The organism is Pseudactinotalea sp. HY158 (assembly GCF_009660225.1).
Taxonomy (GTDB): Bacteria; Actinomycetota; Actinomycetes; order Actinomycetales; family Beutenbergiaceae; genus HY158.
This window is the reverse complement of record NZ_CP045920.1, coordinates 408,849-423,996: the sequence shown is the minus strand read 5'-3', so window position 1 is coordinate 423,996 and position 15,148 is coordinate 408,849. Positions and strand designations below refer to the sequence as shown.

Annotated in this window: 12 protein-coding genes and 1 tRNA gene; 2 read left to right on the top strand and 11 right to left on the bottom strand. The window is 72.6% G+C overall.

The features are described 5' to 3' along the window. Positions 1-466: 466 nt before the first annotated feature. The 5 genes from GCE65_RS16790 to tmk form a co-directional block, all read right to left on the bottom strand. A complete protein-coding gene (locus GCE65_RS16790; protein ID WP_255475292.1) occupies positions 467-601 on the bottom strand; it encodes a hypothetical protein in 135 nt (44 codons plus the stop codon). Between the two features lie 577 nt (positions 602-1,178). Further along, positions 1,179-1,254 (bottom strand) — tRNA-Thr (locus tag GCE65_RS01845). A gap of 82 nt (positions 1,255-1,336) precedes the next feature. Continuing rightward, positions 1,337-2,851, bottom strand: coding sequence for an alpha/beta hydrolase (locus GCE65_RS01840; RefSeq protein WP_194928780.1), 1,515 nt, complete (start codon positions 2,849-2,851; stop codon positions 1,337-1,339). Between the two features lie 66 nt (positions 2,852-2,917). Continuing rightward, entirely contained in the window at positions 2,918-4,051 is a 1,134-nt protein-coding gene (locus tag GCE65_RS01835; RefSeq protein ID WP_153877169.1) for a DNA polymerase III subunit delta', read from the bottom strand. Beyond that, on the bottom strand, positions 4,048-4,665 hold the full coding sequence (gene tmk / locus GCE65_RS01830) for a dTMP kinase (protein ID WP_153877168.1): 618 nt from the start codon (positions 4,663-4,665) through the stop codon (positions 4,048-4,050). The genes GCE65_RS01835 and tmk overlap by 4 nt, the downstream gene beginning before the upstream one ends. 104 nt (positions 4,666-4,769) lie before the next feature. On the opposite strand from tmk, the gene GCE65_RS01825 reads away from it, so the two are divergent. After that, positions 4,770-5,780: a Gfo/Idh/MocA family protein gene (locus tag GCE65_RS01825; protein WP_152817746.1), complete on the top strand. Its 1,011-nt coding sequence runs from the start codon at positions 4,770-4,772 to the stop codon at positions 5,778-5,780. A 39-nt stretch (positions 5,781-5,819) separates the two neighbouring features. Here GCE65_RS01825 and topA read toward each other — a convergent pair whose 3' ends face one another. From topA to GCE65_RS01805, 4 genes are all read right to left on the bottom strand, one after another. Then, positions 5,820-8,492: a type I DNA topoisomerase gene (gene topA, locus GCE65_RS01820; protein ID WP_228760062.1), complete on the bottom strand. Its 2,673-nt coding sequence runs from the start codon at positions 8,490-8,492 to the stop codon at positions 5,820-5,822. Between the two features lie 101 nt (positions 8,493-8,593). After that, the gene (locus GCE65_RS01815; RefSeq protein ID WP_194928779.1) at positions 8,594-9,484 is read right to left on the bottom strand and encodes a phosphatase PAP2 family protein; all 891 of its coding nucleotides are present in this window, start codon (positions 9,482-9,484) and stop codon (positions 8,594-8,596) included. 5 nt (positions 9,485-9,489) lie between these two features. Further along, positions 9,490-11,091, bottom strand: a complete 1,602-nt coding sequence (locus tag GCE65_RS01810) for an SAM-dependent methyltransferase (protein WP_153877167.1) — start codon at positions 11,089-11,091, stop codon at positions 9,490-9,492. A gap of 15 nt (positions 11,092-11,106) precedes the next feature. Beyond that, positions 11,107-11,859 carry a FadR/GntR family transcriptional regulator gene (locus tag GCE65_RS01805; RefSeq protein ID WP_152817992.1) on the bottom strand — a complete coding sequence of 251 codons (753 nt, stop codon included), beginning with the start codon at positions 11,857-11,859 and terminating at the stop codon, positions 11,107-11,109. Between the two features lie 125 nt (positions 11,860-11,984). On the opposite strand from GCE65_RS01805, the gene GCE65_RS01800 reads away from it, so the two are divergent. Continuing rightward, the gene (locus GCE65_RS01800; RefSeq protein ID WP_153877166.1) at positions 11,985-12,653 is read left to right on the top strand and encodes a TMEM175 family protein; all 669 of its coding nucleotides are present in this window, start codon (positions 11,985-11,987) and stop codon (positions 12,651-12,653) included. Positions 12,654-12,684: 31 nt separating this feature from the next. On the opposite strand, the gene GCE65_RS01795 is transcribed toward GCE65_RS01800, so the two are convergent. Both GCE65_RS01795 and GCE65_RS01790 read right to left on the bottom strand, forming a co-directional pair. Beyond that, complete coding sequence (locus GCE65_RS01795) at positions 12,685-14,325, bottom strand: exo-alpha-sialidase (protein WP_153877165.1); 1,641 nt, start codon at positions 14,323-14,325, stop codon at positions 12,685-12,687. A gap of 3 nt (positions 14,326-14,328) precedes the next feature. After that, the gene (locus tag GCE65_RS01790) at positions 14,329-15,072 is read right to left on the bottom strand and encodes a FadR/GntR family transcriptional regulator (protein WP_153877164.1); all 744 of its coding nucleotides are present in this window, start codon (positions 15,070-15,072) and stop codon (positions 14,329-14,331) included. Between the last annotated feature and the right edge of the window lie 76 nt (positions 15,073-15,148).

Sequence of the window (15,148 nt, the reverse complement as noted above, 5' to 3'; positions counted from 1 at the left end):
CCCGGCCGAGAAGGAAGCTTACCTCATCCAGCCCCGAAGAGCCAGTCGCCTCCACCTGGCTATACGCCGCGGAAACCGCGATGACCAACCAAGCCGCCACCCCACCGGGAACCAACCACACTCAGCGGCCGTTCCTCCCGCTCGGGGCGACGAGATAGAACATTACGCACCCCCACCCCCCACGTCAAATCCCACCCCCACCCCCACACACCCACCCCCACCCACACCCGCAACGCCCTGACCAGCACAAACACCCCGAACCCCGCCCAATCCAGGTCGAAATCCGAGGAGCCCGGACCGATTCGTGACCGTACTCACAACCACCCACCAGGCCCGGCCACACAGACGAATCCATGCGAATCCATGCGAATCCAAGTGTCAACAGCCGAACCACTCAGGCACTGACGGACCCAGGGGCTCCCAGGCGCAAGGGCTCCCAGGCGCAGGGGCTCCCCGGCCCAGGGCCTCACGGACGCAGAGTGGAGGGACTCAACAGCCCCCGGTCGTCACCACAACACGACTCCGCCGGCCCCCCGCGCACGAGCACGACCCCGCCCGCGCGCAGGTCGGCACCGGCGTGCACCCGATCGGGATCGGTCACCTTGACGTTGTTCAGGTAGGCGTCCCCATCGGTCCCCGCCCGCCGCGCCTCGTTCCGACGACGACACCGGCCGGACGAGTTGTCGGGGTGCATCGGTTCGCGGCGGCCGGGGCTGTGAGGCGCGTCGGCCCGGGCCCACGGCTCCGGAACGCCGGGGCCGCGCGGCGGGTCTGCGGGATTGCTCGAGGCGCTGCGAGCAGAGCCGGCTCGCGGCGCGACTTCTGCTCGACTCCGGACCGACTTCCGCCGCGTCGCCGGCCCCACCACCCCTGTACCGGCCGAGCTCGAGCCCGCCCTGGATGGCCACCCGGGGTGGCCGCAGTGTCGGGTTGGCCGCGGCGGGGGGTGGCCGCGGTGACCGCACGGGTGCATGGTCGCGTCGACGGGCGTCGGAGGGTTCGGCGGGTGCGCGCGCGGGTCGCCGGCGCGCCGATCGCCGGGCGGCGTCGCCTTCTTCGAGACCGTGTGCATTCCGGCGAGCCTGCGCATCGTGGCGCGAGCGCACCGGATGCCTGCCCGGATCCAGGCCCGGATGCATCACGACCCCCGGTCCAGGTGGACCGGGGGTCGTGTGCTGTGGAGCCGCCTCGGGGAATCGAACCCCGGACCTATTCATTACGAGTGAATCGCTCTGCCGACTGAGCTAAGGCGGCGTGGCCGGTTGGGCCGCGCCCACTGTACCCGGATCGGAGCCCGGGCGGCAAAATCGGCCGGCGCCACCGCCTGGTTCGTGACTCAGCACACGGTGCCGTCGGCCGGCACGGTGCCATGGAGCAGGAAGTCCTCGACCAGGGGGTCGATGCACGAGCCGTTGCCGTAGGCGGTGTGCCCGTCGCCGTCGTAGCCGAGGAAGATCCCGGATTCGAGTTCCTCGGCGAGTGCCTCGGCCCAGGCGTACGGCGTCGCCGGATCGCGGGTCGTGCCGATGACGACGATGGGCGGGGTTCCCGCGGCGGCGATGGGGGCGCGTGTTCCGGTCGCCTCGATCGGCCAGGTGGTGCAGCTCAGTTCTCCGTAGCCGAGGTAGGGCCCGAAGAGGGCCGAGGCGTCCACCGCCGCCTCCGCCGCCGTCTCGATCTCCTCCCGATCGCTCGTGACGGGGAAGTCGAGGCAGTTGATCGCGGTGAACGCGCCCTGGTCCTCGGGGTAGTGCCCGTCCTCGTCGCGCTCGAGCGAGAAGTCGGAGAGCCATTTGATCGTGGCGCCGTCGCCGGAGTCGAGCAGCCCGCCGATGGCCTGGCTGAGCAGCGGCCAGGACTGGGTGGAGTAGAGGGCGACGACGATCGCGCTGATGAGGTCGGCGTCGGTCGCCGGGCGTTTCGGATCCCCGGTGTCCGCCGGGCTGTCGGCCAGTTCCTCGAGCAGGTCGATCGTGCGCTGGTAGGCACGGTCGACGTCACCGTTGAACGGGCATTGACCGCCCTCGAGGCAGTCGGCCAGGTAGGCACGATAGGCCGTCTCGAACCCGGCCGCCTGACCGATCGTCATCTCGGCGTATGTCAGGGCGGGGTCGATGGCCCCGTCGAGCACGAATCTGCCGACCCGGTCGGGGAAGAGCTCGGCGTAGGTCGCCCCGAGGAAGGTGCCGTAGGAGAAGCCGAGGTAGTCGAGGCTCTCGTGCCCGAGGACCGCCCGGATGATGTCCAGGTCGCGGGCGGCGCTCACGGTGTCGACGTGCCCGAGCAGCTCGGGGTTGTTCTCCAGACAGGCCTGCCCGTAGTCCTCCTGCGCCGCGACCATGGCGTCCCAGCCGTCGTCGGTCTCGAGGTCGTACTCCGTCGTGTACCACTCGTCCAGGCGGGCGTCGGAGTAGCAGTGGATCCCGCTCGACTCGCCGACGCCCCGGGGGTCGAACCCGACGATCGCGGCCCCGCCCAGGAGGTCCGTGCCGAAATAGCCGCGGGCCGATTCGACCAGCTCGAGGCCGGAGCCGCCCGGCCCGCCGGGGTTGACGAGAACCGACCGGTCCGCGCCCCCGGCGGGAACCAGCCGGTTGAGTGCGAGGTCCAGCGTGTCCCCGTCCGGGGTGGCGTAGTCGATCGGCACGGTGACCGAGGCACATTCGAGGGACCCGCAGTCGCGCCAGTCCACCGCCTGTTCGTAGTACTCGCTCAACTCCCCCGCGCCCTGCCCGCCCGCGGCGGGCGCATCGCCCCCCTGAACCATCGGCGCGGTGGTCGAGCACGCGGCCAGCGTGAGCGCGGAGACGGCCGCGAGGACGGCGGTACCCACCGTGGTCTGTGATCGCACGGTGCCCATCCTAGGTCGGCCCACCGGGCGGGCTCTCCGCGGCCGCACGACGATCCCGGGCCCCGCTCAGCCCTGCGGCCGCAGCGCGATGAACAGCGACTCGAGCGCCAGTTGCGGCGCGATCGACGTGAATTCGGCGAATCGGTCCCGGGTGCGGGTGATCGCGCGCATCCGGCGCAGGGTCTGCTCGGCGGTGGAGTCGCCGGCGAGCTCGCGCACCTGTGACTCCTCTCGCACATTGATGAGCCCCACCTCGGCGCCGAGTTGCACCGTGATCACATCCCGGTACAGGGAGAGGAGGTCGACCAGTGCCCGGTCGAGGGTGTCGAGCAGCGACCGGCGGGCCCGGCGCTTCTGTTCCTCCTCCAGGTGGTTGAGCTGCGATCGCAGCCCCGGCGGGATCCGACCGTCGGCGTCGATTCCGCTCGATTGCAGGAATGCCGCCCGCTCTGCCGCGTCCCGATCGTCCGTGGCCGCCTTGGACTGTTCCTTCGCCGCGTCGATGAGCCCGCCGGCCTCGAGCACGGCGTCCCCGACGCCCCGGATCCGCCCGGGGATGCGCAGCACCTGTTCCCGATAGGCGCGGGCGTCCTCGTGCAGGGCCAGCCGGCGGGCCACCCCGATGTGGCTCTGGGCCGCGAGGGCACAGGTGAGCGCGAGCTCGGGCTCGACCCCGTCGCGCCGCACGAGCAGGTCGGCGACCGCCTGCGCGGGCGGAATCCGCAGGTTCACCTGCCGGCAGCGCGAGCGGATCGTCGGCAGCAGGTCGATCGGGCTCGGCGCGCACAGGATCCACACAGTGCGCTCGGGCGGCTCCTCGATCGCCTTGAGCAGCACGTTCGAGGTGCGCTCGGAGATACGGTCGGCATCCTCCACGATGAGGATCCGCCACGCACCCGTGCTCGGCGCCTGCTGGGCGAGGTCGACGAGGGCCGTGGCCTCCTCCTTGGCGATGATGAGCTTCTCGCTCCGATGCACCCGGACGTCCGCGTGCGTGCCGGCGAACGCCGTTCGGGCGGCGTGCGAATCGGGGTCGCCCTGGGACTGCAGCGCCGCGGCGAAGGCCCGGGCCGCGACCGACCGGCCCGAGCCCGGCGGTCCGGTGATCAGCCAGGCGTGGGTCATCGCCTCACGGTGCGCCGCCGCCTGGGCCAGGACCGCGACCGCCTCCTCCTGACCGACCACCGCCTCCCAGCTCATGCCCGCGCTCCCGGCCGGGCCAGCCGAGCGGAGACGACCGCGCGGATGCGGTCGGCGAGCTGCTCGGGGCGAGCTCCGGCGTCCATGATCACGAAGCGCTCCGGCGCCGCGGCCGCCCGCGCGAGGAACGCCTCACGCGTGGCCCGGTGGAATTCCTGCCCGGCGCGTTCGAGCCGGTCGAAGGCGCGCTGGAGGCGATCGGGCAGGCGGGCGGGATCGAGATCGAGCAGGAGCGTGAGATCGGGCAGGAGCCCGCCGACCGCCCAGCGGTTGAGATCCTCGACGCGTTCCGCCCCCAGTCCCCGGCCCACGCCCTGGTAGGCGACCGAGGAGTCGAGGTAGCGGTCGGTGAGCACGACCCGCCCGGCTGCAAGCGCGGGGCGGACGAGCGAGTCGACGTGATGGGCCCGGTCGGCCGCGTACAGCAGCGCCTCGGTGCGCGGATCCATGTCGCCGCCGTGCAGGATGAGATCGCGCAGGGAGCGGCCCAGCTCGGTGCCGCCCGGTTCGCGCGTGATGAGCGGATCGTGGCCGCGCTCGGTCAGCCACTCGGCGAGCAGGCCCACCTGGGTGGTCTTGCCCGCGCCGTCGCCGCCCTCGAAGGAGATGAACACAGCGCTCACTGTATCCGGGCACGCCGACAGTCCTCGGCAGCGGCCGGTTCCGTGCAGTACCGTTCCACCAACCTCTCCCGCCCCGATGTCGATCTGGAGTGACCATGTCCGCCGCACCCGCGCTCGGCCCCGACCCCGCCCTCGCCCCGCCGCTGCGGTGGGGCATCCTCGCCCCGGGTGGGATCGCCCGCAAGTTCGCCCGGGAGCTGCACCGGTACACGAGCTCACGGGTCGTCGCCGTCGGCTCGCGGTCACTGGAACGCGCCGAGGCGTTCGCCTCGGAGTTCAACGCCGGGACGGCGTACGGCAGCTATGCGGAGCTCGTCGCCGATCCGCGGGTCGAGGCGGTGTACGTGTGCTCGCCGCACTCCCATCACCGCGAGCACGCCCTCCTCGCGATCGAGGCGGGCAGGCACGTGCTCGTGGAGAAGGCGTTCGCCCGGAACCGGGCCGAGGCCGAGGAGGTGTTCACGGCCGCCCGACTCGCGGGGGTCTTCGCGATGGAGGCGATGTGGACGCGGTTCCTGCCGCACGTGCGGGCGCTGCGCGACCTCGTGGCCGCGGGCGCCATCGGCGAGATCACCCACGTCTACGCCGCGCACGGCCAGCCGATCGCCCAGGTGCCGCGGATGGCCCGCCCCGATCTCGCCGGCGGCGCGCTGCTCGACCTGGGCGTGTACCCGATCTCGTTCACCCACGATCTGCTCGGCCCGCCGGAGGAGATCACGTCGGCCGGGATTCTCACCGACGCGGGGGTCGATGCCAACGTCGGCGTCGTGCTCACCTACCCGAACGCCGTGGCCACGCTCTCGACCACGATGCTCGCGCGCACCCGCAACGTGGCCGAGATCGCCGGCACCGCGGGCACGATCCGGGTGACCGACACCTTCTACCATCCGTCGGCACGCCTCGAGGTCACCGGCGCCGACGGCGAGGAGCGGGTGATCGACCCGGGCGCCGAGGGCGGGTTCCAGTTCGAGGCGGCCGCGGTGGCCCGGGCGGTGGCCGCGGGCGAGACCGCATCGGAACTCATGTCCTGGCAGGGCACGCTCGACGTCATGAGCACGATGGACACGATCCGCGGCCAGCTCGGGGTGACCTTCCCCGGGGAATGAGCCCGGTCGCTGAGCCCGGGGATGAGCCCGGGGCCCCGGCTACTTCTTCTTGGCCGCCGGTTTCTTGGCCGCGGGCTTCTTGGCCGCGGGCTTCTTCGCGGCCGGCTTCTTGGCCGGCTTCTTCGCGGGCCCGGCCGCCCGCTTCTCCGCGATGAGCTCGAAGGCCCGCTCGGCCGTGAGGGTCTCGAACGGGTCGGCCTTGCGCAGGGTGGCGTTCGTGGTGCCGTCGGTCACGTACGGGCCGAATCGGCCGTCCTTGACCAGCACCGGCTTGCCCGAGACGGGGTCGGGCCCGAACTCGGCGAGCGCCTTGGCCGCGGCCGCGCCCCGCCGCTGCTTCGGCTGGGCGAAGATCGCGAGCGCCTGCTCGAGGGTGATGTCGAAGAGCTGCTGCTCGGACTCGAGGGACCGGGAGTCGGTGCCCTTCTTCAGGTAGGGACCGTAGCGGCCGTTCTGGGCGGTGATGGCGACCTCGGCCGCCTCCTCCCCCTCGCCCTCGGTGACCGTGCCGACGGTCCGCGGGAGGGAGAGGAGCCGCAGCGCCGTCTCGAGGTCGATCGCGGCGACCTCCATGTCCTTGAAGAGGGAGGCGGTGCGCGGCTTCGGCTTCTTCTTCGCGTCGGTCTCGGGCAGGACCTCGGTCACGTACGGGCCGAATCGCCCGGTGCGGGCGACGATCTGGTGCCCGGTCTCCGGATCGGCGCCGAGCTCGCGGTCGCCGTCCGCCTGGGTCTCGATCAATTCGAGCGCCTTGGCGGCGGTGAGCTCGTCGGGGGCGATGTCGGTCGGGACGGAGGCTCGCTTGGGATCCTCCCCCTCGGCGCCGGCGACCTCGACGTAGGGCCCGTAGCGGCCAACACGCAGCGCGACCCCCTGGCCCAGGTCGATCGTGTTCACGGCCCGGGCATCGATGTCGCCGGTGCTCTCCACGAGCGGCTTGAGGCCGGGGTGCCCGGGGCCGCCGTAGTAGAAGCCGGTGAGCCATTCCACCCGGTCGGCCTCACCGCGCGCGATCGAGTCGAGGTCGTTCTCCATCTGCGCCGTGAAGTCGTAGTCGACGAGGTCGCCGTAGTTCTCCTCGAGCAGGCGCACCACGGCGAACGCGAGCCAGCTGGGGATGAGTGCCTGACCGCGACGGTCCACGTAGCCGCGGGAGGTGATGACCGAGATCGTCGCGGCATACGTCGACGGGCGGCCGATCCCCCGCTCCTCGAGCGCCTTGACCAGCGAGGCCTCGGTGTAGCGGGGAGGCGGCGTGGTCTCGTGGCCGTCGGCCGCGATCTCGCCCGCCTCGAGCGCGTCGCCCGTGGCGACCTGCGGCAGCCGGGACTCGTTCGCGCCCGCGTCGTAGCGGTCGGCGTCGCGGCCCTCCTCGTAGGCGGCGAGGAACCCGCGGAACGTGATCACGGTCCCGGCGGCGGAGAACTCGGCGTCCCGGCCGTCGGCGGCGGCCGCGCCGAGCCGGATCGTGGCGGTCGAGCCCTTCGCGTCGGCCATCTGCGAGGCGACGGTGCGCTTCCAGATGAGCTCGTACAGCCGGAACGCCTCGCCGCTCAGCTCCCGGGCCACCTGGCCGGGGGTGCGGAACGTGTCCCCGGCGGGGCGGATGGCCTCGTGCGCCTCCTGGGCGCCCTTGGCCGCCTTGCCGTAGGTGCGCGGCTTCGCGGGGATGAAATCGGCGCCGTACAACTCGGTCGCCTGGGCGCGGGCGGCGGCGACCGCCTGCCCCGACAGCGACGCGGAGTCGGTACGCATGTAGGTGATGAAGCCGTTCTCGTACAGGGTCTGCGCGGTGCGCATCGTCTGGTTCGCGCTCATGCGCAGCTTCCGGGAGGCCTCCTGTTGCAGGGTGGAGGTCGTGAACGGGGCGGCCGGACGGCGCGTGTACGGCTTGGTCTCGACGCTGCGGACGGCGAAGCTCGCCTCGGCGAGGCCGGCGGCTAGGCTCTCGGCGCCGGCGCGGTCGAGGGCGATCACGCCCGCGGACTTGAGCTCGCCCGCGTCGGAGAAGTCGCGACCGGTGGCGATCCGGGTGCCGTCGACGGCGGCGAGCTTGGCCTTGAAGGCCTGATCGGCTGCGGCGAACGTGCCGGTCAGGTCCCAGTAGCCGGCGGCCACGAAGGCCATCCGCTCGCGTTCCCGGGCGACCACGAGCCGGGTCGCCACGGATTGCACCCGGCCGGCGGACAGGCCCTGACGGACCTTGCGCCACAGCACGGGGGAGACCTCGTAGCCGTAGAGGCGGTCGAGGATGCGGCGGGTCTCCTGGGCGTCGACGAGGCGGTCGTCCAGCTCACGGGTGTTCTCGAGCGCCCGCTCGATCGCCTCCCGGGTGATCTCGTGGAAGACCATCCGCTTGACCGGGATCGTCGGTTCGAGCACCTGCAGCAGGTGCCAGGCGATCGCCTCCCCCTCGCGGTCCTCATCCGTGGCGAGGTAGAGCTCGTCGGCGCCCTTGAGGAGCTTCCTGAGTTCGGAGACCTTCTTCTTCTTGTCCGGGTCCACCACGTAGTACGGGGTGAAGCCGTCCTCGACGTCGATCGCGAACTTCTTGTACGGGCCCTTCTTCATCTCCGCGGGGAGCTCGGATGGCTGCGGCAGGTCACGGATGTGCCCGACGGAGGCCTCCACGTCGAACTGCTCACCGAGGTATCCGGCGATGGTCCGGGCTTTCGCGGGGGACTCCACGATGACGAGCTTGCGTGAGCTCACGGGCGATGACCTTCCTTCCACCGCGTCGGACGACCTCGTCGCCGGCGCGCGTATCGAATCCGGTGACGAGACTACGACACCGGCCTGGGGCCCGAGTCCGCTCAGCGGTGTGGGCCGACTGCCAACAGCAGTCGCTGGACCCCTGCCGCCACGGCGACGATCCCGCAGCAGGAGCCGATATAGGCCCATTGGGCCAGTCCGGATCCGGGGCTGACGTCGCCCGTCCCAGGCAGACTGAGCGCCGTCGCGGCCAGGATACCCACACCGAGCGCCGCCGCAATGCCCGCAATCACATCGAGGGAGCGGGCCGAGCCGCGGGCGGCGGTGCGGACCGGGTCGGTCACGACGTACTGGGAGGGCACGCAGCGCCGGATCGACTCGACGATCCCGTACCAGGCCCCGGCGACCATGAACGCCCCGATGACGTCGGCCGGGCGGTGCCAGCCCGCCACGACCGTGCCCCATCCGGTGAGCACCATGTACAGGGTGCCCACGAGGGCCACGGGCCCGCGGCCGCGGGCGGGCACCACGAGGAGCACGCACACCGCGATGGCGGCGGCGACCGTCGTGTGACCGGACGGCCAGGAGTTCCCGTAGGCCAACACCGCCCCGTAGTCGGGCCGGTCGAGCAGGCCCTTGATGAGCTGGGTCGTCACGTTCGAGCCGATATAGAGCGCGGCGGCCGCGACCGCGAGCGCGTAGCGGCGCTGCAGCAGCGCGATCCCCACGATCACCACGCCGGCCGCGATGATGTACGGGGCGGAGACGACGCCCAGGACCGGGCGCGTCAGAGCATCCGGCAGTCCGGGCTCTCCCCTGCCGGTGAGGGTCAGATCGTCGACGACCTGCCCGAGCTCCGAGCGCAGGAAGAGGAACCAGGTGGCCCAGAGCCCGAGGAGGAGCACGCCCGTCGCCAGCAGCGGCCGCACCAGGAAGTCGAGGCGCGTGGGAAACCCGCGCGTGGGGCTCGTCACATCGGTCACATCGGTCACATCGGTCACGGTAGCGCCCCGGCGGCGTCGGAGGGGGCCAGGAGCAGCCCGTCGGTGAGGAGCCCGCGCACCGGCCGGGCCACCTGTGCCCAGAGCGCGCCCGGATCGACGTCGAGCAGCGCCGCCACGGCCGCGGCGATCCGGCCGAGGCTCAGCTCGCCGTCGCAGGCGCCCACGACGGCGGCGAGCACGGTGTCGGCGCGGACCGTGCGCGCGAATCCACCACCCTGGCGGAGCACGATGACCTGCGGGTCCGCCTCCCCGGGCCGGTAGTGCCGCTCCTCGGTCACGTCGGGGGCGACGCGGACATGCCAGTCGGCCAGCGCGGCGTCGTCCGTTCGCTCGAGCGTGTCGACGACGTCGAGCACCGTCGCGATCGTCTCGCCCAGGACGGGTGCAATCGTTCCGGTGATCTCCTCGAGGCGGACCCAGGGCGGGCGCGCGCCCTGGTTGCGGAAGACGAGGTAGCCGAATCCGACGCCGGCGACCTGCCGCGAGTCGAGGTCGGCGAGCCACTGCTCGTACGCCTCGTCCCACGCCGCGCCGTCGCGGTCCGGGGTGAGCCCGCCGTCGCGCAGCCAGGTCTCGACGTACTGCGCCGGGTCGAGCAGTTCGCGCTGGATCACCCACGCGTCGAGCCCCGTGCCGCGCGCCCACCCCTCGACGCGCGTCTGCCAGGGCTCACCGGCACGCACCTCCCAGTTCCCGAGGAGTTGGGCGATCCCGCCGGGGGCGAGCATCCGCGGCAGGTCCGCGACGAGGCCCGCGAGCAGGTCGTCCCCGCTGCGGCCGCCGTCGCGATAGGTGTAGGTGGCGAGCGCGCCTCCCCGGGGGCTGATGACGAACGGCGGGTTCGAGGCGATGAGGTCGAAGACCTCCCCCGCGACCGGCTCCCACAGGGATCCGTACCGCAGCTCGATCTGCGCGGGCCCGGCGACCCGAGCCACCTGGGCCGATGGCTCGACCCTCCGCTCGGAACGCACCCGGCGGACCTCCCGGTCGAGGTCCCGGTTGAAGGCCGCCAGGTCGAGGGCCCGCCGGCTCACGTCGGTGGCCACGACCCGGTCGGCGTGGGCGCTGAGGCCGAGGGCCTGGATGCCCGAGCCGGTGCCGAGGTCGAGGGCGCGGGAGACCGGCCGGCGGATCGTCAACCGGGCGAGCGTGGCGGAGGCGCCGCCGAGGCCGAGGACGTGGTCGGGGCGCACCCCCCGGCCCGTCGCGGCCTCGCTCGGGTCGGAGGCCAGCAGCAGGTCCTCCTCGCCGAGGCGGGTGGGGCGCAGGTCCACGGCGGCCCGCACGGAGCCGTGCTCGACCACGAGCAGCCCCGCGGCCGCGGCCGCCTCGTAGGAGGAGGGCAGGGCGGTGCGCACGTGCTCCTCCGCGACGGTCTCACCGAGGAGCAGCAGCCGCACGAGCACCGCGAGGGGCTCGTCGCGCTCGCGCAGCCGAAGGCGGGCGGGCAGCACGTTCTCGCGGTCGAGGGCCGCGATCGATCGTTCGTCGAGCAGGTCCGTGACGGCGTCGACCGTGAATCCGGCCAGGTCGGCGGCGAGGCCCGCCAGCCCGGCGGGGTCGATCCGGTCGGGCCGGGCGTCGTGATCGCTCATCGGGTGTGCCCGCGGCTAGGCCCGCGCCCGGTCCGGCGTCGCCTCGTCCGCCTCGACCGGGGTGAACTGGCCGTCCCGGGCGAGTTGGTGAAGGACGTTGCGCACGGGCTCGTAGTGGACCGCGAGGGCCGCCCGCAGTGCAACGGCGTCCTTGGCCTCGAGCGCGTCGACGATCCGGCCGTGCGCCTCGGCGGTCGCCGTCCAGTCCTGCGGGGTCACCGGCAGGGAGGGGGCGATGCGGGCCTGCACGAGCCAGAAGGCCTCGGTCAGCTGCACCATGAGCTCGTTTCCGATCGCCTTCATGAGGCGCATGTGAAACGCCCGGTCCTCCTCCACGTACGGCTTGCCCTCCATCGCGAGCCGGCGCATCCGCACCGCGAGTTCGCGCAGGTAGGCGAGGTCGATCGTGCCGAGGGAGTCGATCATCGGCCGGCTCAGCCCCTGCTCGAGCAGCATCCGGATGTCCACCAGATCCTCGAGCATCCGGCCGTCCGTGCCGCGGGAGAGCTGCCCGCGGAAGGCAAGGGCCTCGACGAGCGCGCGCATCGAGATCCGGCCGACGTACGTGCCGTACCCGTGGCGGATGTCCACGATGTCGAGCGCGGAGAGGCGCTTCATCGCCTCCCGCACGCTCGTTCGGGAGGCGCCGATCGCCTCGATCAGCTGGTTCTCGGTGGGCAGCGGGTCACCCGGCTGCAGCCGTTCGTCGATGATGTACTGCTTGATCGCCTCGACGACGTCCTCGTTGCGAGATCGGGCCGGCTTCATCGTCACGCCTCGACTCCTCCCTGGTATCCGGCCACCAGGATATCGGCACCGGCCTGACATCGTGTACCGCGGCGGCCGGTCGGGCGCTCGCGCCCGTGACGGACGCTCCTGTGCTCCAATGAGCCATGGCCGAAAGCTACGACAAGGGATCCTCGAGCTACGACCGCGCGCTCGGGTTCTTCGACGCCGTCTACGGATTCGCCCTCACCCTGCTCGTCACGACGATCGACGTCTCCGGGGGGGCGACCTGGCAGAGCGTCGGCTCCCTGCTGGGGACCAACGCGAGCCAACTGGCCTCGTTCGCGGTCAGCTTCGTGGTGATCGCGGTGTTCTGGCGTCAGAACCATCATCTCCTCGAGCGCTTCGACCGAATCGACGGGGTGACGATCTGGTCGAATATCGCCGTCATGCTCTTCGTCGTCTTCATCCCGTTCACGACCGAGGCGATCGGCGATCCGGCCCTGCGGCACCTGCCGCTGCCCACCGCTCTCTACGCCCTGAACGTCGCGGGGGCGATCCTGGCGAGCATCGCGATGTACCAGATCGCGCTGCGCCGCGGGATGGTCCGGTCCACGCTCTCGCGCCGGGGACGCCGGGCCCAGCTGCTGAGCGCCCTCACCCGTCCAGCGGTCTTCGTGCTCTCGGTGCCGGTGACCTACCTCGCGGTCGAGGCGTGGGACACCTCGACGCCGGGACAGCTGTTCTGGCTGCTGCTCCTGGTCACCGGCCCGATCGCGGGGCGCTGGGCCGCGCGCGCGGCGGTCCCGGCAGGACCGGCGGCGATCGGCGGGTGATCGGCGTGATCGGCGGGTGATCGGTGCCGCCTCACCGGCCGCGCGGCGCGCGCGGCACCTCGAGGACCGGCCTCGCGCGGGCCGCGGCCGTGGCGATCTCGGTCGCGAACCGGACCCGACCCGCGCTCAGGTCCCCGGTCCCGACCCGGTGGGACAGGTCGCGGCGCACCCAGCACTCGCCGGGCTCGAGGTCGCGGCTGCGCCCGTCCCAGGTCACCCGCAGCGGGTGCCCGGTCCCGTTCCACGCGCGCCCGTGCACGAGCACGAGATCACCGGCGCCGATCCCGGGCCGCGCGGGTCCCAGATTGCGGTCGAGGGCCGCGCGGGTGCGCAGCACCTGGAGGTCGCCCGCGCCCGGCGCGCGGCCGACCTCCTTGAACACCGCCGCCCCGATCCCCGCGAACTCCGACAGGTCGATCACGTGCACCGGCTCCGTGCCGGACCACTCGTGCGGGCTCGCCGGACGGGCCGGCAGGATGCTGCGCAGCACGAGGTCGACCACGACGCCGCCCGCGCTCGCGCGCGCCCAGCCGGTCGCCCCGGCCGGGACGGGAGCCCCGCGCGGGGGGCGCCGCGGATCGACGAGCTCCTCCCGCGCGTAGGCCTCGAACCGGATCTCCTGGTACCCGTCCGCCTCGTACACGACGCCGATGCGGCCGTCGGGGAGCTCGGCCAGGCGGGTGTAGCCCGCCGAGCCGGGTTCGAGCACCCGGACGGCGCTCCAGGTGTGGCCCCGGTCGTCGGAGCGGCTGATCTGCGCGCCGCGACGCAGATCGGGGCCGGCCGTGTGGCTCGCGTACAGTTCCGGACCGGCCGCCGGGGCGAGCACGGAGCCGTTCGTGCCGGAATCGGGCAGGTCGCGGGCCGCGGTGACCGGGCCGAACGTCTCACCGCCATCCCTCGAACGGGTCTCGAGCCGGTGGCCGGGGCCCCGCGAGTGGAGCAGGAGCGACCCGTCGGCGAGCATGCACACGCTCGACTCGTTCAGCTCGACGGGAGCCGCCTCCCGCCCGTGGCCGATGGGCCGGCCGAGGCGCCAGCTGCGGCCGTGGTCGTCGCTGACGGCGCAGGCGACGTCGATGCGGCCCCCGATCCGCAGGACGTAGACCTGCACGAGCCGGCCCGCATGGGGGCCGGCGGTGATCGCGCAGCCGGCCCCCGCCGCGGCGAACATGCCGGCGATCCGTTCGCAATCGAGGACGGCATTGCCGCTGTGGCGCAGCGGCGCCGTCAATCGTTCGTGGCGCCACGTGCGCCCCTCGTCCTCGGAGACCGACACGTCGGCGTGCTGGAGCATCGGATCGGCGGGATCCTCACCGTCGCCGGATTCGAAGAACCCCGCCCGCTCGGTGGCCGAGTGGAACAGGAACACCCGCCCGGTGGCGGGATCGGCGAGGAGCGAGGGGTCCCCGAAGCCCTCGTGGCCCGTGCCCCGGCGCACGACCTTGGGCTCCTCCCAGGTGGCTCCGGAGTCCGACGAGCGCCGCAGCAGCAGGTCGATCGGGGCGGGCAGGTCGTCGAAGTCGTGCCGGCCGTCGAACGCGCACAGGGTCGTCGTCGCGGTGGCCGCCAGGGCCGGGATGCGGTACTGGCGATAGCCGCCCACGCCGCGCTCGGCCAGGACGACCCGGCCCGGCGCCGGCTCCCAGCAGGTCGCCTCGCGCTCGCCCACCGCTCAGACGCCTGTCTGCTCGACGGCCCGCTCGACGGCCCGCTCGAGTGGGGCGTAGTGCGCGCGGACCGCACGGCGGTAGGCGGCCGTGTCCCCGGCCTCGACCGCCTCGAGCATCCGGCCGTGGGCACGCGCCGTCTCGACGATGTCCGCTCCGGGGGCGACGCCGAGGTACGGCTGGACCACGGTGTGCACGGTCCAGAACGCGGTGACCATCTCCGTGATCAGGGTGTTGTCGACCTTCTCCAGCAGGCGGTGATGGAAGGCGCGATCCTCGTCCACGAACAGCTCGCCCCGGTCCGCCTTCGCGCTCATGCACTCGACCAGCTCGGTCAACACCGCATCGCTCGTGCCCGCGTGTTCGGCTGCGAGCGCGTCGGCCATCGCCAGGTCGAGCGCGATCCGCACCTCGAGCACCTCCCGCAGCGTGCGCAGGTCGTCCGCGGCATCGGAGCGGGCGCGGAAGATCAGGCCACGCACGAGCGGGGAGAGCGACAACCCGCCCACGAACGTGCCGTGCCCGTGCCTGACCTCGACGATGTCCAGGCTCGCGAGCGTGCGGATCGCCTCGCGCAGCGAGGAGCGGGAGATCCCCAGCCGCTCGCACAGCACGGCCTCGGTCGGGATCGGGTCGCCCGGGCGCAGGCTCTCGGCGAGGATCAACTCGGCGATGGCATCCGTCGCAGACCAGGTCTCCCGCTTCGCGGCGGCGCGGCCCAGGGGCGGGGATGCGGCGGGCTCCGTCATTCGGCTTGCTCATTTCTCCGGGGATGTCCTACAGTCATCCTAGCAAGATCGGACATCAGACGTGTTATGTACACCA